18 protein-coding genes and 2 pseudogenes are annotated in these 17,287 nt (G+C 68.3%); 3 read left to right on the forward strand and 17 right to left on the reverse strand.

Annotation, left to right across the window (positions count from 1 at the left end; translation table 11 throughout):
* The first annotated feature begins 277 nt into the window (after positions 1-277).
* On the forward strand, positions 278-490 hold the full coding sequence (locus ECOMGDLI_RS35730; RefSeq protein WP_233153252.1) for a hypothetical protein: 213 nt from the start codon (positions 278-280) through the stop codon (positions 488-490).
* On the opposite strand, the pseudogene ECOMGDLI_RS36570 reads toward ECOMGDLI_RS35730, so the two are convergent.
* The 9 genes and pseudogenes from ECOMGDLI_RS36570 to ECOMGDLI_RS01430 form a co-directional block, all read right to left on the reverse strand.
* Positions 407-994 (reverse strand): annotated as a pseudogene (locus ECOMGDLI_RS36570) (DUF2637 domain-containing protein); the annotation flags it as partial. The gene ECOMGDLI_RS35730 and the pseudogene ECOMGDLI_RS36570 sit on opposite strands and share 84 nt — an antisense overlap.
* Complete coding sequence (locus ECOMGDLI_RS35735) at positions 991-1,380, reverse strand: hypothetical protein (RefSeq protein WP_088312875.1); 390 nt, start codon at positions 1,378-1,380, stop codon at positions 991-993. The gene ECOMGDLI_RS35735 and the pseudogene ECOMGDLI_RS36570, both read right to left, overlap by 4 nt.
* Entirely contained in the window at positions 1,377-2,285 is a 909-nt protein-coding gene (locus tag ECOMGDLI_RS01400) for a hypothetical protein (RefSeq protein ID WP_088312876.1), read from the reverse strand. Before ECOMGDLI_RS01400 ends, ECOMGDLI_RS35735 begins: the two co-directional genes overlap by 4 nt.
* Complete coding sequence (locus ECOMGDLI_RS01405) at positions 2,282-3,121, reverse strand: hypothetical protein (RefSeq protein WP_198954429.1); 840 nt, start codon at positions 3,119-3,121, stop codon at positions 2,282-2,284. Before ECOMGDLI_RS01405 ends, ECOMGDLI_RS01400 begins: the two co-directional genes overlap by 4 nt.
* Positions 3,122-3,501: 380 nt before the next feature.
* The gene (locus tag ECOMGDLI_RS01410; RefSeq protein ID WP_088312878.1) at positions 3,502-4,173 is read right to left on the reverse strand and encodes a hypothetical protein; all 672 of its coding nucleotides are present in this window, start codon (positions 4,171-4,173) and stop codon (positions 3,502-3,504) included.
* Positions 4,170-5,993: a type IV secretory system conjugative DNA transfer family protein gene (locus tag ECOMGDLI_RS01415; RefSeq protein ID WP_088312880.1), complete on the reverse strand. Its 1,824-nt coding sequence runs from the start codon at positions 5,991-5,993 to the stop codon at positions 4,170-4,172. Before ECOMGDLI_RS01415 ends, ECOMGDLI_RS01410 begins: the two co-directional genes overlap by 4 nt.
* A 181-nt stretch (positions 5,994-6,174) precedes the next feature.
* On the reverse strand, positions 6,175-6,630 hold the full coding sequence (locus ECOMGDLI_RS01420; RefSeq protein ID WP_088312882.1) for a hypothetical protein: 456 nt from the start codon (positions 6,628-6,630) through the stop codon (positions 6,175-6,177).
* Entirely contained in the window at positions 6,627-6,815 is a 189-nt protein-coding gene (locus ECOMGDLI_RS01425; RefSeq protein ID WP_088312884.1) for a hypothetical protein, read from the reverse strand. The genes ECOMGDLI_RS01420 and ECOMGDLI_RS01425 overlap by 4 nt, the downstream gene beginning before the upstream one ends.
* The gene (locus tag ECOMGDLI_RS01430) at positions 6,812-7,099 is read right to left on the reverse strand and encodes a WhiB family transcriptional regulator (RefSeq protein ID WP_088312886.1); all 288 of its coding nucleotides are present in this window, start codon (positions 7,097-7,099) and stop codon (positions 6,812-6,814) included. Before ECOMGDLI_RS01430 ends, ECOMGDLI_RS01425 begins: the two co-directional genes overlap by 4 nt.
* A 119-nt stretch (positions 7,100-7,218) precedes the next feature.
* Here ECOMGDLI_RS01430 and ECOMGDLI_RS01435 point away from each other — a divergent pair, with 119 nt between their 5' ends.
* Positions 7,219-7,524, forward strand: a complete 306-nt coding sequence (locus ECOMGDLI_RS01435; protein WP_158220837.1) for a GntR family transcriptional regulator — start codon at positions 7,219-7,221, stop codon at positions 7,522-7,524.
* A 211-nt stretch (positions 7,525-7,735) separates the two neighbouring features.
* On the opposite strand, the gene ECOMGDLI_RS01440 is transcribed toward ECOMGDLI_RS01435, so the two are convergent.
* The gene (locus tag ECOMGDLI_RS01440) at positions 7,736-7,981 is read right to left on the reverse strand and encodes a hypothetical protein (protein ID WP_088312890.1); all 246 of its coding nucleotides are present in this window, start codon (positions 7,979-7,981) and stop codon (positions 7,736-7,738) included.
* A 97-nt stretch (positions 7,982-8,078) separates the two neighbouring features.
* Complete coding sequence (locus ECOMGDLI_RS01445) at positions 8,079-9,230, reverse strand: helix-turn-helix domain-containing protein (protein ID WP_255395965.1); 1,152 nt, start codon at positions 9,228-9,230, stop codon at positions 8,079-8,081.
* 160 nt (positions 9,231-9,390) lie between these two features.
* Here ECOMGDLI_RS01445 and ECOMGDLI_RS01450 point away from each other — a divergent pair, with 160 nt between their 5' ends.
* Positions 9,391-9,894, forward strand: a complete 504-nt coding sequence (locus ECOMGDLI_RS01450; protein WP_233153257.1) for a flavoprotein — start codon at positions 9,391-9,393, stop codon at positions 9,892-9,894.
* Between the two features lie 270 nt (positions 9,895-10,164).
* Here the strand turns inward: ECOMGDLI_RS01450 and ECOMGDLI_RS01455 are convergent, their stop codons facing one another.
* The 6 genes and pseudogenes from ECOMGDLI_RS01455 to ECOMGDLI_RS01470 form a co-directional block, all read right to left on the reverse strand.
* Positions 10,165-11,748, reverse strand: coding sequence for a hypothetical protein (locus tag ECOMGDLI_RS01455; RefSeq protein WP_233153253.1), 1,584 nt, complete (start codon positions 11,746-11,748; stop codon positions 10,165-10,167).
* Positions 11,749-12,000: 252 nt separating this feature from the next.
* Positions 12,001-12,168, reverse strand: a pseudogene (locus tag ECOMGDLI_RS36575) (ATP-binding protein); the annotation flags it as partial.
* Positions 12,165-12,719 (reverse strand): hypothetical protein, encoded by a 555-nt coding sequence (locus tag ECOMGDLI_RS33560; protein WP_143447420.1) that lies wholly within the window; start codon positions 12,717-12,719, stop codon positions 12,165-12,167. The gene ECOMGDLI_RS33560 and the pseudogene ECOMGDLI_RS36575, both read right to left, overlap by 4 nt.
* Positions 12,706-14,103, reverse strand: coding sequence for a hypothetical protein (locus ECOMGDLI_RS33565; RefSeq protein WP_143447421.1), 1,398 nt, complete (start codon positions 14,101-14,103; stop codon positions 12,706-12,708). Before ECOMGDLI_RS33565 ends, ECOMGDLI_RS33560 begins: the two co-directional genes overlap by 14 nt.
* 111 nt (positions 14,104-14,214) lie before the next feature.
* Positions 14,215-15,384 carry a DNA-binding response regulator gene (locus tag ECOMGDLI_RS33570; protein ID WP_143447422.1) on the reverse strand — a complete coding sequence of 390 codons (1,170 nt, stop codon included), beginning with the start codon at positions 15,382-15,384 and terminating at the stop codon, positions 14,215-14,217.
* Complete coding sequence (locus ECOMGDLI_RS01470) at positions 15,353-16,609, reverse strand: hypothetical protein (RefSeq protein WP_198954430.1); 1,257 nt, start codon at positions 16,607-16,609, stop codon at positions 15,353-15,355. Before ECOMGDLI_RS01470 ends, ECOMGDLI_RS33570 begins: the two co-directional genes overlap by 32 nt.
* Positions 16,610-17,287: the final 678 nt, after the last annotated feature.

Raw genomic sequence — 17,287 nt, forward strand, 5'->3', positions numbered from 1 at the left:
TCGTGGGCGGGTGCGGGACGTCGCGCGGGTCGTCGGGGTGGACGGCGTCCGCCGGGTGCGGGCGGGCGCGGTCGGCGAGTACACCGGCCAGGGCGGTGCGTAGCGCCGTCGTCGGTCTGACCGCAGCGGGTGCACTCGTGGTGCTGACGGCGGTGCCGCTGTCGGGGGATGTCCAGCCGAGGGCGTGCAGCACGGCGGAGGGTGGCAGGCTGCCCGCCCGGAGTTGGCGGCGCAGGACGGCCCGGACCTTGCGCGCGCGTCGTCCGGGGAGGGCGAGGTGCAGCGCCTGGACGGCGGCGGCGTGGACGCCGACGTCGATGCGGGCACCGGCGTGGGTGACGGTGCCGGTGCGGGCCATGAGCAGCCAGGTGCGGGTGGACTCGATCGGGGCAGTGAGCCAGAGCCGGGCGGGGATCTGGTCCCGGGGCGTGGTGTGGGTGGCGCGCCAGGTGCCGAGCAGCTCGCGGGCGGTCAGCTCGACGAGGACTGACCAGGTGGCGGGCGCGGTGACGTGCCACGGGACGTCGGCGAGCCGGTGGGCGGCCAGGGCGTTGAGCGCGATCGTGCCGGCGGCCGCGGCGTGCGCAGTGAGCCGCCACCCGGCGCGCGGCCGCCCGACGGTGGCGCCGGCGGCGTAGGCGAGCGAGGCGCCCAGGCACAGGGCGTCCACGAGCAGCGGGAACCCGGCCGCCAGCACGGGCCCGAACACGGGGACCGCCGCGGTGTAGAGGCTGCTGAAGGACAGGACGGCGCCGGCTGCGGCGACAGCCGCCAGGACGACCATCGCGGCCCGGCGCAGCACGGCCGCACGGACGTCAGCGCCGGGCACGGCGACGGACGGCTGGGCGGCGCCGCGATCCGCTCCCACGGTGGGGGCGCCGCGCGAGGCGCCGGTCACCGACGCGATGCCCGTATCGGTCTGCGTTGACGCGTACGCGTCAAGAGTGTTCCGGGACAACTGGTTGGCGCCGACAATCGACGGTGCGGTGCTCATGCTGGGGCCTCCTCGGATCCGGTGGGGGCGGTGCCGCCGGGGGCGGTGACCGTGGGGCAGGTCAGGCCCCAGGACGCGCGGATCGCCGCCCGGTACGCCGCGACAGCGGCCGGGTCTTGGAAGTCCGGCTCCCCGGGCCGGCGGCCGGGTTGCGCGAGCCCGGAGCGGGTGGTGGCGACCTCGAGGGCGCGTGAGGGGTGCAGCGTGTCGGCGAGGAACGATCCGGCCGCGTCGAGGGCTTCGCGGGCGGCCAGATAGCCGGCGGACCATCCGGCCTCGTAGCCGGCCGTCCAGTCGGCGATCGACGTGGGCGGCGGGGTCTGCTGGGTGTGTGGCGAGCGGTCCCGGCAGGCACGGGTCGTCGCAGCAGCACGGACGGCGGTCACCGGTCCTGCCCCTCGTGCGTCCGTGCGTCCGCCGCGGCGGGGCCGGTCGTCGTGACCGGCTCGCTGCCGGCCTGCAGCGCGGTCAGCCAGCCGGGCAGCGCGGGCAGGTCGAGCGCGGGGGCGTCCGGAACTGGGACGGCTGCGGCGGCGGCCCGCCAAAGCCGGGCGGTGAGCTCGTCGTCGGAGGCGCCGCAGTCGAGGTCGTCGAACGGGTTAACCACGGCGGCCGCCTGCTCGTGCGGGTCGCGGGGGTCGTGCGCGCAGGTCACGGAGACCGGGACGGACAGGCCGGCGATCTGGGCTGCGGCGGCGTGGACGGCGTCGGTGAATGCGTCGGCGTAGGCGCGGTAGAGCTGCGCGTACCTGGCGAGCGCGGCGGCCTCGGCCGCGTCGCGGACCTCGTCGTACTCCCGCCACTGCTCGTCCGTGAGCTGCTCGCCGATCCGGGCGGCAGTCTGCGGGTCGGGGGACAGCCGCAGCCGCTCCAGGGTGGCGGTGATGGCGTCCTCGGCGTCGGGGAAGCCGGGCAGGTCCCACGACAGGGCCGGGACGTTCAGCGGGACGACGACCGGCTCGGTGCGGTTCTCGTAGAGCCAGGCCTCGTCTTCCCCGACGGTGCCGGTGACGAGCTGGGCGACGAGCCCGGCCTCCCACGAGCCGGGACGCCCGGCCACGAGCCGATCCGTGGATCCGACGTTTGCTGTGACGCCGGCGAGGACGGAGGCGAGGAAGTCGGCGAAGTCGATCGGCTCGCTGCTTGCCGTGGTGCCGTCGGAGTGTGTCCGGGCGTACCGCAGCCGGCAGGCCGTGGTGAGCACGGCGACGGCCTGGGCGTGGGTCTGCGTCCACGTCTGCTGGAAGGCGGCCGGCGGCGTGGTGGGCTCGAGGCTCGTGGGCTGGTTCATCGCGGGTCCTTCCGGTCGGCGTCGGCGGCATTGGTCTCGCAGGCGTCGGGGGTGTCGGTGTCGGAGGTGCTGAAGGGCTGGCCGCAGAGCCCGCAGGTGATCGGGCCGAGGGCGAGGACCGAGGCGGTGACCCGGATCCGGCGACCGCAGCCGCAGCGGGCAGCGGCACCGTTGCGCGAGGAGTTGGGACCGGCGGAGCCGCTCCCGGTGCTGGGGTCTGCGCCTGCGGCCTCGTCGTCGGGTGCGGTGACGGGCATGCCACCTTCGGCGCGGCGGTGGAGAGTCAGCGCGGCCGTAAGCGAGGTGAGGGTGGCGGCGTACTCGTCCCGGGTCGCGGCCGGAACGTGGGTGTCGGACCAGCCGATGACCGGGACCTCCCGAACGTCGAGGCCCAACTCCTCCGCCAGGTCGCGGAACTTGCGGTTGTGGTAGCGGCCCTGCCGGGAGCAGTCCTTGACACCGCGGACGTGGGCCAGCGCGTGGGTCGCCTCGTGGAGCAGGGTGCCGAGCACGTCGACCGCGCCGAGCGCCAGGCCCTCGCCACCCACGAACACCTCGCCAAGCGCTGAGCCGGAGGCACCGACGGTCTCGGCGATCTCGGTGGCCTCGGCGTGGGTCCAGCGCATGGCGGCGAAGTGGCCGAGCTTGAGGGCGCCGCGGGGCGCTCCGACGGAGCCGGAGGCCAGGACGATGACGACGTCGGGGATCTGCGGGTGCCTGGCCTGGATCGCCGTCCACGCCTGCTCGAGGGCGGCCACGATCGGTGAGGACAGCGGCCGGTCGGCGGACTTGCCCGTGTCGATGTCGGGGTTGGTGTTTGGGTCGGTGCTGGTCATGTCGGCGCCTCTTCCGCGAGGGGTCTGAGCGGTGTGGGCGGGCCCCTGTTCGTGGGGGCTCGTCCTTAACCGCCCTGTAGCGGCGTCGTAGGGGCCCCGGCGCCAGGGCCGCAGGGGTCGTCCGTGCGGACAGCGCAGCGGGTCTTTCCCGCGCCGCCCGGTCCCGGCCGGCACCGAGACCGGCCGGCCGGCGGCCGTGACGCGGATGAGCAGAACCGGGCGGTGCGGGAAAGATCGTCCGCACGGATGTGCCCCGGAGCGCCCTGGCGGTGGGGTGGCGATGCTGCTACCGCGCCCCGGAAGGTGAGCAGACGATGCTCTGGCTGTCGCCGCAGGCGGCAGTGCCTGAGCTGGTCTGTGGGCAACTGCCGGGAGCGCGCTCATCGGCTGTCGTCCAACGTGAGGCCAGGCGCCGGTCGGGTCGGCTCGCTGCCGTGGGTGGTGGCCCACCACTCGGCGACCTCGTCGAGGCACGCGACGTCGTAGACGTTCTCCTTGTGCTGGTCGTCCTTGTGACGGCCGAAGGAGCGGTCGCAGCCGGCCATCCGCCGCTCGACGCGGCGGGCAGCGCCGGGGCGCCAGCGGTCGTGCCACGCGGCGAGGGCGTCGGGTGCGGCCCCGTCGGCGGCGGCCAGAGTCCACAGATGTTGGACGACGAGCAGCTCGGCGACGACGTCGGGGTGCCACGGCCAGCACGCCGGGGTCTTGGTCTGCAGGTAGGGCTGCCAGACCTGCGGCACCCACACCGCGAGCTCGTTCAGCCACCTGATCGCGGCCGCGGGGTCGAGGACGGTGAGCCATGCCGGGGCCGGCTCCTCGCCGTCCGCCGCGTCCTGTGTGTTCGAGGTGGCGCGAGCAGCGGGGATCACGGGCGTGCGGGCGGCGTCGCCGCGGCCGACGACGGCAGAGAGCTCCTCGAGGGCGCGGCTGTGGGCGGCGGTGACGGTGTGCAGGTCGGCGAGTTCGTCGACCTCCCGGCGCAGCCGGGCGACGTCGGTGGCCAGGCGTGCGAGTGCGTGGGTCTGGTCGGTGGTGACGGAGCGGCGGGTCACGTGTCACCACCGCCTGCGTGACTGCCGTCGGTGTTGCCGCTGCGGCCGTCGAGGGGCCGCGTCGTGGCGCCGTCCGGCCGGGCGGGGGCCACGGTGCCGCGACCGTCCAGGACAGCGCGGGCGGCCTTGGCGGCGGCGCGGCGCGTCTGCCGCTCGCCGTCCCAGGTGACGATCCGGCGGCGGGTGGTCGCGGCGAGCCGGCGGACGGCGGCCGCGGTGCGGGAGGGGTCGCGTTCGCCGATCCACGGGGCGTGGCCGATCACAGGGCGGAGGCCGTTGCGCAGGACGAGCGCGGTCCCGATCGGCAGGGTGGAGATCTCGGCCGGGGTCATGACGGGCAGCGGCCGGTTGTCGTCGGCGTCCAGGGCGACGAGCCGGCTGCCGCAGAGGGTGGAGATCTCCTGGAGGTCGTCGGAGGACTTGATGTTGCCGAAGACGACCAGGGCGCCGGTGTTCGCGAGGATCGCGGCGGCGCGTTCGCGGCCCCAGACGTCGCGCAGCTGGGCGAGGGATTGGGCGGCGATGTGGAGGGTGAGGTTGAAGCCGCCCATGTCGGCGGTCCAGTCGTGCAGAGGGATCGGGCCGCAGGTGAGCGGGGCCTCGTCGAGGATCGCGGTCATCGGCGGGTCGAGGCGGCCACCGAGGTAGGCGGCGTGCATCCGGACCTGGTGGGCGACCTCGGCGGTGAGCGCGCCGATGATCGTGGGCGCGCCGTCGTCCCGGCCGACGAGGTAGAGGGTGTCGGTGCCGGAGCGGACGAGCCGGCCGACGTCGAGCAGGTCGGGATCGGCGACGTTCGCGTCGGCAGCGGCGGCCAGCGTCGGGTCGTTGACCCACTTCAGGTGGGGCAGCAGGGTCGCGGTGATCGAGGACAGGGTCCGGTCGTTGGTGGCGTAGAGGGAGCGGATCTGCGTCGCCATGGAACGGGCGCGCGGGGTCGAGCCCAGGGCCGTGAGGATCTCGTCGCGGGCGACGGCGTCCGCGGGGGAGATCCAGTCCAGGACGGTGCGCATCGAGCCGCCGGACAGGGCGGCGGCGTGCAGGAGGGTGGCGAGCAGCCCGCGGGCCTGGACGTCCCATCGCTCGCCCTCGTTGGACGAGGACGTCGGGATGAGGTCGGCGGCGCGGCGCTGCGCCGTCCCGTAGTCGGTGCAGCCGGCGAGTGGGGTCCAGCGGACGGTGGACTCGACGCCGCCGAGGTCGGTGGGGTTGAAGACGTCGACCCGGCCCTTGCGGGCGCGGACGCCGCGGGTGGCGTTGAGCAGGTCGGTGCGGGAGCTGGTGACGAGCAGCGACCCGGGGGCGTCGAGGGCGTGGCAGGCCATCGACGCGGACTTGCCGGATCTCGGGCCACCGATCCGCAGGGTGACCTCTTCGCAGGAGGACCAGACGGTGCTGCCGACGGGCAGCCACCCGGTGCGCAGCAGCGGGACGGCGTACTCGGTGACCGGGGTGCGTCGCCGCCGGCGGCGCGATGCCGCGGCGAGGGAGGGGCGCAGGGTGACGGCGCGGCGGCGCATCGCGGACCGGGAGGCCTTCTCGCCGATGTCGGTCCAGGTCGCGACGCCGCCGGCGTGGATGGAGGCGTCGTCGCGGCGGTCGACCCAGCGGCCGGTGGATAGGGCGGGGGCGAGCCAGGTGAGGGTCCAGTGGCCGAGCAGGACGACGGTCAGGACGACGGCAGCGAGGCGGGCCTGGGTCGTCAGGGTGGCGAGGCGCTCGGCGTGGCCGGCAAGCCAGGCGAGGGCGACCAGGACGGCGGCGGCGGTGAGGGGCCGGTAGGGCAGGTGCCGCAGGGCACGCAGGACACGGAAGATCATCAGGTTCTCCTGAGGACGGCGGGCAGCGGCGTTGACGCGTACGCGTCAACCGCGCCCTGTACTGGGCGTGACGGGGTAGCGGCTCGGCGCCGGGGCGCCGTCCGTGCGGGGTGCAGGGTCTGGTGGAGCCGGGTGACGTCCGGGGCGGGGGAACCTCCGGACGCCACCCGGGTTCAGGGCGTCAGCCGAGTCGGCGGGGTCGGCGGTGGTCGAGCCAGACGACGGCTGCGAGGGTGCACAGCCCCGCGGTCACCATCGGGGCGGGGGCGGCCGTCAGCGTGTAGGCGGTGAGCGCGGCGAGCGGGGGAGCGCCGCAGACGGTGGCGGTCCAGGCGAGGTCGCGGGGTCTGGTTTGCTGGATGACGGTGCCCTGCCAGTGCGGGTCCGTCGCGATGCCCTGGGACTGAGCGTCGTGGGCTGCCGCTGGGGCCGGGGCGCCGTCGGCCGCGCCACCGGTGGGCTGTGTGCTGTGTGGACCGGCCGGGGCGCAGTCGGCGCAGACGGAGAAGGGCTCGGCGCCGTCGAGGGCGACCCGCCCGATGGCGGGACGCCAGCCGCACGACTCGCAGCAGGTGACGGCGGCCGGGACCGCGGGCACGTCGAGCCCGGTGCGTGGGCGGGGGCCGGCGATGCTCACGGTGCACCTGCCAGGTGGGCTGCCAGCGCCTCGAGCAGGGCGCTGGCGGTCCAGGTGCTCGCCAGGACGCCGGCGGCGATGAGGTACGTGACGCCGTCGGCGAGCGGGAACACGCGCCGGATCCAGGCGCGGGTCGGCGATGTGGACGACGGGCGGCGGGGCTCGCGGAGCGCAGGCTTGTTCACGCTGCCGCTCCGTCCTCGTGGGCCGGCAGAGCGGTCGGCGCGGCCTGCCCGAGGGGACGGCGCCGGTCTTGCTCGGTCGTCCCGCCCCAGACGCCGTACGCCTCCCGGTTGAGCAGGGCTGCGGTGAGGCACTGGACGCGGACCGCGCAGCCGGCACAGGCGGCCAGCGCGTCGTCGGCCGGTTCGTCGTCCTCGGGGAAGAACAGTTCCGGGTCCAGGTCGGCGCACGCGCCGAGACGGCGCCAGTCGGCGCCGCGGGTCTCGAGGAGTCGGGCATGCTGCATGGGAAGTCCTTTCAGAGACACTGAGGACTAGTACTACCTAAGTACTAGTAAAGAATGACAGGATGTGGAACTGCGCGCAAGGGGTGCGCAAGGATGTGCTTGTGGGAACTAGGTCAGTGGTGACGTCCGGGCTGCCGAAGTGGCGCCAGCTCGCCGACGAGCTCGAGCGGCAGATCCGCTCCGGCCGGGCTGCCGCGGGCAGTCAGCTGCCGTCGCTGACCACCCAGCAGAAGGCCGGCTACTCCCAGACGACGACGCTGCGGGCGTACCAGGAGCTCATCAACAAGGGGCTGGCGTACTCGATCCACGGCTCGGGCACCTACGTTGCCGATCCGGTTCCGGCGGCCGACGCCGGCGTGACACTTGCTGCCCTCGAGGAGCGCATCCGGCGCATCGAGCGGCACCTCAACCTCGACGAGGGCTGATCCCGGGCGATCGGCGTCACGGTCGGCCGGGGCGTCTGCGGGGGAGTGGCTTCGGGGCATGACAGAAGTCTTGGGCCGCCTGGACGTCCGAAGTTGCCTGGCTGGCAACCCTCTGCAGGCGTCGGTCTGAACGTGGTTGTCGGCTGTTGTGCGTCATCGACCGAAGGGCGACGCGACCCGGGCGGGCGCCGGGTTCGGGGAGGCCAGTGCGTCAGGCGCTCTGGAGCCGGTGCGGCGGCATGTGCACGTAGCGCCACGGCTCGCCGGCCCGGGGGAGTCGCCAGAACGGTGCGCGACCGTATCGGACGCCCACCCACCAGGCGGTCTCGGTCTGCTCGTCGAGAGCGAGGGCTGGACGGCGGATGAACTTCGGCGGCAGGTTCGTGCGGTCGAGCGGCACCGTCACGAGATCCCCGTCGGCGGGGCCGCCGTCGCACCAGGCCGTCGCGCGCTCCATCGGTCCACAGTCGCACGCCGGACGTGCGGACGTCAGTAGCCGCGTTCATCGTTCCGAAGGCCCCTCGAGAACGCACAGCCTGGCGGCCACACCTTGCTCAATCCCTGTTCAGCACACCGCAGCGCTCCGCCAGACCGCGCAGCTCGACGCCGGCCGCTCGCCGGGCTCCGCCGTCCACCAGCTCCCGCACGCTGTCGCGCACGACAGGACTGAGCCGCACGCGCAAGGGAGCTGCTCGCTCGGCCCGACGGAACGCGTCTACTGCCTCGCGGTGACGGTCGAGCTGGGAGTACGCACGGCCCACGTCGACCCAGAAGTAGGACATCCGCTCTCGTTGACTCACGCCGGTCTTCATCAGCCCTTGCGCAGCCATCAACGCAGCAGCAGCGTTCCCGGCATCGACCTCAACCGAGACACGGTGCATGACGCAGTTCCACTCGCTGAACGACGTGTGACTCGCCACGAGCGTCGGCACCTCGAGCGCAGCGGCGATCTCAGCGGCCGCCGCGATCTGCTCCCGGGCTGCGTCCACGTCACCGAGCGCAGCGCTGCTCGAAGCTGCCACCAGGAGACAGGAACCTCTGGCCGCACGCTGCTCAGCGTCGGCCCCGGTCGTTGCGTCCGACGCGCCGACGGCGAGGTCGACGGCCCTACGGACGACGCCCGCAGGGACCAGCGAGTGCGCACGGCTGTAGGCAGCCCAGGCGATCGTGGCAGGGTCCGCGGACGCCTCCGCAGCGGCCGCCATCCGCTGGCCGGCGATGACGGCCAGGTCGGGCTCGCCAAGGTTGCGCAGGAAGAAGACAGCGGTGTGCGCGACGGCAGCGACGCGGCGGTGCCAGTCGGGCGAATCTGTAAGCGCCGCGTACAGATGTGCGCTCCGTAGGAGCTCCGGAACCAGCCGGCCCTGGGCTTCGAGGTCGCAGGCGGCCATCGTCTCGGCGAGCGCGTCGATCGCTGCGGCAACCTCCGCTTCCTCCGACAGAGGTCCCGTCGGATCGAGGAGGGCGAGCCGGATGCCGGAGACGCCGCGATGGGCCTCGGCGTGCTGCCGGTCACGAGGGACGTACGGCTGGCCGGTCAGGTCCGCAATGGAGACATCGAGTGCGCGGGTGATGCGAAACAGCAGCTCGCGGGAGTCGACGGACCTCTGGCCCCGCTCGAGTCGCGAGAGGTAGGACTTGCTGATGCCGGCGAGACCAGCCGCCTGGTCCAGACTCATGCCTCGTGCGCGCCGGAACCGCCGCATGCGGGGGCCGACGCCGTCCTCATCCGCGCCCACAAGCCTCACATCCCCCGATGATCGACGACGCCTGACAGGCTATGCGTGACCGGCACGCGAGACCAGACAAGGACCTGCCAGCGTGGAACGAACTTCGCCCTCAGCCGCCCCCGTCCTCTACGTGATCGTGTGCGGCAGTCCAGCGGCACGTGGTGTCCCGGAGTTCGTCCGTGGAGCCCAGCGCAGCGGGTGGAAGGTGTGCGTCGTGCCGACGCCGATGGGCCGGCAGTTTGTGGACGCAACTGAACTAGAGGACTTGACCGGCTTCCCCGTACGGACGGCGTACAAGCATCCCGACGAGCCGGACGTTCTTCCGGCCGCGGATGCCTTCGTAGTGGCACCGGCAACGTTCAACACGGTCAACAAGATCGCGAACGGCATCACCGACACTCTCGCGGTCGGACTGATCTGCGAGGCGATGGGCGCTGGCAAGCCAGTGGTGGTGGCCCCGGCAATGAATCGAGCGCTGGCATGTGCCGGCCCGTACGCCCGAAGTATCGCCCTGTTGAAGGCAGACGGAGCCCGAGTCGTTCTGACCCACACCACTACGCCTGGTCAGGGACCCACCGAGCAACCGACGGTGGCCTTCCCCTGGTCACGGGTGCTCGAGGAGTTGCCCAGTCTGGGGTAGCCCGGCCTGTGTGTGCCCTGCAGACCATGAGGGTGGCAGGGGCCAGTGTGCGCGGTCTGTCGACCTCGCCGCACTCGCCGCCCGCCGTAGGGGATCGGTCTGGCCCGCGCTGGGCTGACGTCGCGCGCCGAGGGCGAGGCGAGGACGTCCCAACCGTCGGCCCGGAAGGGGTTGAACGGTGGCCGACTCGTCAAGGCGAGTACCACCGTTGCCAGCCGCAACGCCATCGACGTCGTCGCGCGGCCAAGCGATGCCGTTGTCCCTCCACAGCTAGTCTCCCCTCGCCCTCCGTCGCCTGGTCCGTGCAGCCGCGCTGCTTGCCAGCCCCTCCACGGTCGTCACCTGATCCTCGCCAGGGTGTGCGACGGACGCCACCGTGGGGTGTTCGAAATCGAAAACGAGGAGTTGCCAATTGGCCGCAACGTCCTCTGGGACATAGTTGTCCGCAACGATCACCTGCATGTCGCGGCCACGGAACTGGGTGGTGTGTGCAATGTTGTCGAGAGTTCTATACAGATTCTCGGCCATTGCCTCAGAGGGGCCTATCGCCTTTCTAGGATTGTCGATGATCAGAAAAGCAGGAAGGAGTGTGTCGCGTACAGAGAGGGCAACCGAGATGAGACTTAGCCAGTAAGCCACGACGATTGCCGTGCGTGTCCCGCCGCCAACGGTAAACGCGTCGAAGCGAATACCATTGACATATGGCAGGTAGTTCTCTGAAGAAATCTCCGCGCTGGTCACGCCGCGAATTTGAGCCTCGGCCAAGATTTCCGCGAATCGCTCCGAAAGGGAAGTCATCACATTGGCTCGGTCGCCCGCAAGTGAGTCCGCCCCAAACGCGATCGACTGGTCGAGACGTCGGATCTCGACGATCAACGACTGGGCACGCTGCTCAGAATCCGCAACTCGATCCCAGTTGAGGAGATCAGACTCTAGGTGAATAAGCCGCTCGCGTCCTGCCGCCAATTGAGCCCGCACATCGCTGTAACTCTCCAATCGATCGCCAATGAAGTCCTCGAGCAACACCTTGATTCGCCCGGAGTACTCGGCCGTGCGATCCCGCAGCGCATCACGTCGGTCGCCGAGCGCTGTACGGTCCGCCTGGTCTCGCTGCTGTACCCCACGCATCTCAGCGAGCATGCGCTCGATGTCCGGTGTCAGGCTCGGATGGGGACTTGGCTGCAGGTCAGTCAACAAGTCCGGTTCTCCTGAAGTCGCGACAAGGGGCACCGGCTCGGGCTGCCGACAAAGTCGACAAGTCCCCGTGTCCTGCTGCTCGAGGAGCTCTTGAGCGCATCGCGGACAGGACTGGAACTCCAGTAGCGCGAAGAACTGAGAGGCATCGGCTACCCGCTGAAGCCGACCAAGCTCCAGTTCCAGGGAACCAATCTGCGCTTCTCGAGCCGCGATCGCGCGGTCAAGCGATACGCAGAGCTCGTCGGCCTCTTGCCACTCGCTTTCGGTCAAAGACAGGGCTTGCTGCAGCATTGACAGCTTGCCGCTTCGAGGACGCCCTTCCGAGGACAGCGCCTCTGCTTGTGACTCAAGCAAGGCGATCGTCTTTCGCAGGTCGTCGGCGGCGGCCTCGGTTGCGAAGGCGGACTGATAGCCGGCTTGAAGCAGGACAGAGCGAAGAAGACTCGCCTCGTCAGCAACCCGCTTCCGTTCGACCCTCGCTTCTAAGCGCCTTGCCTCGAGGTCCGCCTGTGTTGAATTGGTAAGTCCAAACAGGAATCTAAACATCCCTTTCCGAAGCGGCTCTGAATCTCGCTCTCTATGATGGGCGACGCTACGGTCGATCTCAAGCTGTTCGACGTACATGTAGGTAAAGAGGTGATTGAAACCGAGTTCCACAACTCTTTGAGCATGACGTTGTACGACTGAAAGTCGCGGGAAGCCCATTTCCTTCATAAGCCACTGACCTATGCTTTGCTGCTCACCGGTTGGCGGGACCACGGGAAAGGGGCCCAATGATTCAGCCGTGATCAGATCCGTGACGAGAACGGACTCCCTCGCGTTTCCGATAGGTCGCTGAAGTGCGTATCTCCCACTTGCCAGTGAGATCTTCACGGTCACAGCTTGGATGTGTTCGGTCGCCACTGGAGTGAGTAGCGCGTTGCGCACGCCCAATCCGTATCGAATCAACTCAAGAAGAGTGCTCTTCCCTGCCCCGGACGGCCCGACCAGGAAGGTGAGCGGGCCATCGAACTCTATGACTGTTGGCCCGCCGTCGGTGTCAAGCGCGAGTGAATCAATGCGGAAATGAGTGGTCAAAGAACGATCTCGCTTCCAAGTTTGTCCCCGCGCCGCCGCGAGATATGTGCGTTGATTCGAGCACCCAGTGCGGCTGCGTCCAGTCGACTAGCTTGCGCGGCCACTGCGAAACAGCGGGCCGCCGTGATCTCCCAAAGCGGCCGCTGAGTCAACTGGCTGAATCGGACCTTGCCGGCCTCTGTAATGGTGATCAGACGTATGCCCGACGTGGGAGCAAGCCTGATTGCCGCGAGGCCTTGTCCCACCAGTGCGCCGAGAACAGGGACAAAGCGGTGATCCCACGGTCCGTACTTGTAGTGAATCATCGGTGATTCCACCTGCTTTCGCTCCGCAGGCGCAAGCGTGAGTGAGGCCGTTTCTTCATCGGACAGCGCCAAAGCTGGGATCGCTAATGCTGGATAGCGAACGAAGAAGTCCATTCGGACCAGTTTCGTGATGCCTTCAACTTCTCCCGTGGCATGATGGAGCGCAACGGCCCCGAGGAGCAAAAGCACTCGACACTCGTGATATCTAATGTCCTCAATTGCGGCCTGCAAACTATCGGCCGTCATGTTGCCCCCCTTCTCCGCTCGGTTTCAGGCTGGCGCCGTCGACCGCGTCCGGCTCAATCGTGAAACGGGGTCCGAACCAGAGTCGACACTGGGTTGCGTGCTGCAACATTCCGCCCAGGACAACTTCATATGTGAGAGGGAATGGCGGCGCTGCAAACGTCTGTAGTGCGTCTACCTGTTCATAAAGATTGGACATGACCCCGCGGCCGTATTGGTCGCCCTGGACGCTGTTGTCGATCGCATCTATTTCAGCTTGCAGAGCTGCCCGTTCGAGTTTCATTCGCAGTTTGTCAACAGCGGGATGGAAGCCGGGTGCGTCCGGGACGAGATCAGTCGAGGCTGTTACCCAAGCGCTTACGTGGTGCTGCGCAGCCGCAATCTGAGAGGGGGAGCAGCCGCCGCGATCCATCTTTATTGAGAGCCTGTCCCGATAAATGCTCGTCGGAATGGGACGGACGGGTGTCGTGGCGAGCATCGCTGCCACTACCTCGAGGAGGCCGTCGATATGTATCGTACGTCGCGCGATGTGCTCCTCGCGGAGGCTTAGGGCGGGGTCATCGCTTGCGAGCGCGGAGAGGTAGTCGAGAGATCCGGCGGGCGTCTCGCCGTGGCCTTGCATTCGCGGTCGCAGTTGCGACTTGATTTCTCTCCAAACTTCGGCAGCCCTTGTCACATCCCCACCAAGGACTCGGATCAGCGGTTGAACATAGTCCGCTGGCGAACTGGAGTCGATGTACTTGGCCTGCGGTCGATCGCAATCGAACACAAGCGAAGCCATGAAGCGGCGGACATCCAGAAGAAGAGCTGGCACTGGCGAAAAAGTCCGGCGATCGCGGCCGCTGCTTCGCTCTGCGGGGGTAAGGTGCGCCACTTCCGCGTTCATCATGAGTTGCCGCGTCAGCTGGTCGACCGCTAGGTCGAGAGCTTGTGTCTGTGCACTGGACAGGGAAGCGGTCTGTGATCGAGCGAGGTGAGTCGCAAGCCCGACCTTCTGGGCGGGGCCAGCCTTGAGGCCGGAGTTGCTCACGAGTCGACAGCGCGCCCCGCGGCCAGTCCTCCTCCATTCATGGAAGAGATGTGCGACACCGCCGCTTGCGACGAGCTCGGGCAGGGTCCAGGCGCCGGTGCTGCTCTCCCGATGCTTAGCAGAGACGAGTTCCGCATGTCTGCCCTTGATGATTGCCCAGTCTTCATGATGTTCCGAAATGATTACCGGACCGTCACCGGAAGGAAGTGGCGCGGAGCGTGTCTTGACCTCGCGCAGAAGTCGGCAGGCGTCGGCGGCCGCTACCGAAACCTGCCACTCGAACTTGTCTGCCGTGTCCTCACCCACGGTGTTGCGAACGGGCGTGCGGAGAACTCTGGAGGCCGGAGTGGGGCTCATGCGAGCCATAGTCTGCGCCCGTGTGCATAGTCGACCCAGATGCCCGGAACTGGGACTCGTGAGTCTTGAGTCGAAAGCAGTGTCGAGTCACTCTTGCCGCACATTGGTCCCCTAGGTAGCGGGTAGCGGTAGCGGAGAGTTGAGTGCGCGCTCAGTTTCGCTGGAGACTCCTGTCTGCCCCTTCAGAAATGCTGCGATGAGTCGGACCTGCCGTTGCGTGTCCGCGTCAATGTCGAGGCGGCGAGCGACCGATGATGACAGCCCGCGTTGGCGCACCAGTCTCTCGTAGATCAGCACATCCATCTGTCGAGGGAGACGAGAAGTGGTCCGCGCCTCGACGGCGAGACGCTGCACCAACTCGAGTAGCGGCTCGAAATAGTCCGGCGGTGTTGGCATGAAGGCTCCCATCGCGGACACCTGGACATCTGCCGGAGCGTCTAGCGAGGAAAGAATCTTGGCCAAGTAGTCATCGACGCGATCAGACAGTTTTCGAATCGAGTGATAGGCGACATCACCGGTAGACAGGCGGGCCGCGGCCGTTTCCTTGAAAGTCGCGGGGTCCATCCTGTTGTGTATCCCGGCGATCGTCACGAGGTGAAGTGTTACGAGTGCGATCGTTTCCGCCGCGATCCAACGTGCGCAGGCAAGTGGTTCAGGCTGGTTGTCTGGCGGCCAGCGTTTTGTGGTTTCGCGCAGCAGCCCCAAGAGTCTCTTAAGTGCATCAAATGGCTCCAAGAACCACACCTCTGAGGTCAGGAACCAGTAGGCGCGCTCGAGCACTGGGTCAGATCTGACAAAGGACTGAACACTGTTCCGTGCGATAATCATGGATTCGCCATGTGAGCCGCAGTCGTTCACTGAAGGAATGGCGAGGCGGGCTTCACGCGCAGTCAATTCTTCGAGATGCTGAACGGAAGAGCCCAGTTGCCTACAGGCGTCCCGAACCGCGGTAGAGGCTCGGAAAGCTGTTGTTACTTCACTCGATGTGGCGCCGACCAAGTCTCGGACGCCGCGGAGCCAGAGAGCCCGGTCCAGCGGGCGGGGGGTCGTCTTCGAAGTACCAGTCTTTACCTCCCCGATTTCTCGACGTGCAGTTAGGGACGGGTCAAAGCTGATCCCAATAACGTCGAGGTCGGTGAGAGTGGTGGCTTCCGCGCCGAATCTGTGCTGAAGATCAATGCCTCGGCGGGCGAAGTAGCCATCCCAGAACCAGGCCTGAGCAACTCTGGCTTCGGCGAGGATGCCTGGCTCAAGACCACGGGTCGTCTCGGCGCGTGGCACGTTGCATCTCCTCTCGTAGGGCGAGGACTGACGCGACCATGACCTCGTTTGCTGCGCCGGCGGACTGTTCTGACCGAGCGTCCTCGGGACTGACGAATCGCGCTGGGCGCTGCGTGAGCGAGACACTCTGCGGGCCCTCCGGATTGCTGAGCTTGCGCAACCAGTCAAGCCCTGCTTTCGCGATCTCCGGCTTTACTAGTCGAAGGAACGCCCGGTCGTCCGTGGTCTCTACGGCCACGACCCCGGCTGCTTCGAGCAGGTGGTAGTCCGTGCTGATGTTGGTGGCGGGCCCGACCCTGCCCTTGTTTACGAGGGAGTTGACCAGCACCGCAGGGTTGTTGATGGTTCCGAGGCCAGCCCTGGCCTTTTCGTGGCCAAACAGGATGTGAGCAACGAAGAGCTTCCGAAGATGAAGTGCCTCCGTGGTACTGACGCCATTGTCCTCGGCCTCGATGAGTGGAGAGAAGACGTAGGTGGACGCCGCCCCGGTTGACGACTGCACCGTGGCCGCCTGGATGAGGCCAGCGTTCTGCGCACTCCGCACGAGGGCTGGTGTTGCCGTGAGACGAGAGAGGTGCAGCCCAGGAGTCGAGAGGACCTGCTCGCTCATCCCAAGTAGAACGCCTCGCTCGTTTGGTGGGAGTTCGGAAAGGAACTTCGCCAGCGATAGTTGCCGGGTGCCCCAGACGTACGGGCTGTAGATCACAGTGCTGTTGGCCTCAGGTGACGGCGCACCAAGGTTCAGACCCACAGCCCGCGCCAAGCGGAGCGCGGTAGTTGCCTCTTGCTCTGTGAAGCCTCGACCGATCAGCTGGTCGAGGTGGTCACGCTCCAAGAGCGGTGCGATTGCACCAATCTCAACCGAGTGTAGAAATGCTAGATCGGCTCTGGTCGGTGAGAGTGACTCGAGGAGTTGGACAGTCTGCTCGACGACCGACGCTGAGACCCCAACGTATTCCTCGAAGTGAGTGATCCGCCCTTGCTGGTCCAGGGCGTACTCGACGAGACCCGCGCGCTTTAGCGCGGGGAGAACAGTACTTGTGAGCTCCAATGCGCCGAGACCCACGTACCTGGCGTACCTGTGTACGAGCTCGTGTGTGAGGTTGAAGACGGGCTGGTGCCCCTTCAGGCGCGCCGCAAAGTCCATCGCCTTGCCAGTAAGCAGCAGAACCTCGACCTCGGCGCGTACGAGCGGATCTGTGATCTTGCGGTCGTGCTGATGCACGAATACGACAGCTCGGCCGAGGCGCTTGACATCATCGGGTGCACGCTGTTGCAAGGCTGCCTCTCGTGGGTTGCTTCCTGCGACCATATTGTGGCGGCGCGACCGTGTCGTCCGATCTAGACATCCTGCCCCGAAACTGCACCGCATGGTGGCTGGAAATGCACTACCCGCTCGTCCTGACACCATCCGGCCGTCGCCACGTTGGTGCTGGTCCACTCGGGGACGTGCTCGCGACGCTCTTGGCGGGCCGGCTGGGTCAGGACTGCTACCGCGTCACCGGTTGTGGTGTCCCTTCCCACGCGACGGCGACGGTCGGCTGGGACCGCGGTCAGAGGGCGATGTGCAGCAGAGAAGTGCAGCAGCGTCCGTGCGCCTAGACACCCACCACGAGTCGCACTGAACGACTCGTCAAGTCACCAGTACCTTGTTGACCACGGCGCCTGCAGTTCGCATCGAGGGGGTCAGGGGTTCGAGTCCCCTCAGCTCCACCGAGACACCGCAGAGGGCCCCGGACATGCTTCTCGTCCGGGGCCCTTCGCGATGCCCCGGGTCCGCCCGGCCGCTCGACGGCCGCGCGGAGCTCGGGTCCGTGCTCGGGCTCTCCGGGTCGTGATCACGGCTGCGCGGACCCGAGCATCGACCCGAGCATCGACCCGAGCATCGACCCGAGCATCGACC

Origin of the sequence: Kineosporia sp. R_H_3 (genome assembly GCF_002198675.1) — a bacterium.
In the GTDB taxonomy this organism is placed as follows: Bacteria; Actinomycetota; Actinomycetes; order Actinomycetales; family Kineosporiaceae; genus R-H-3.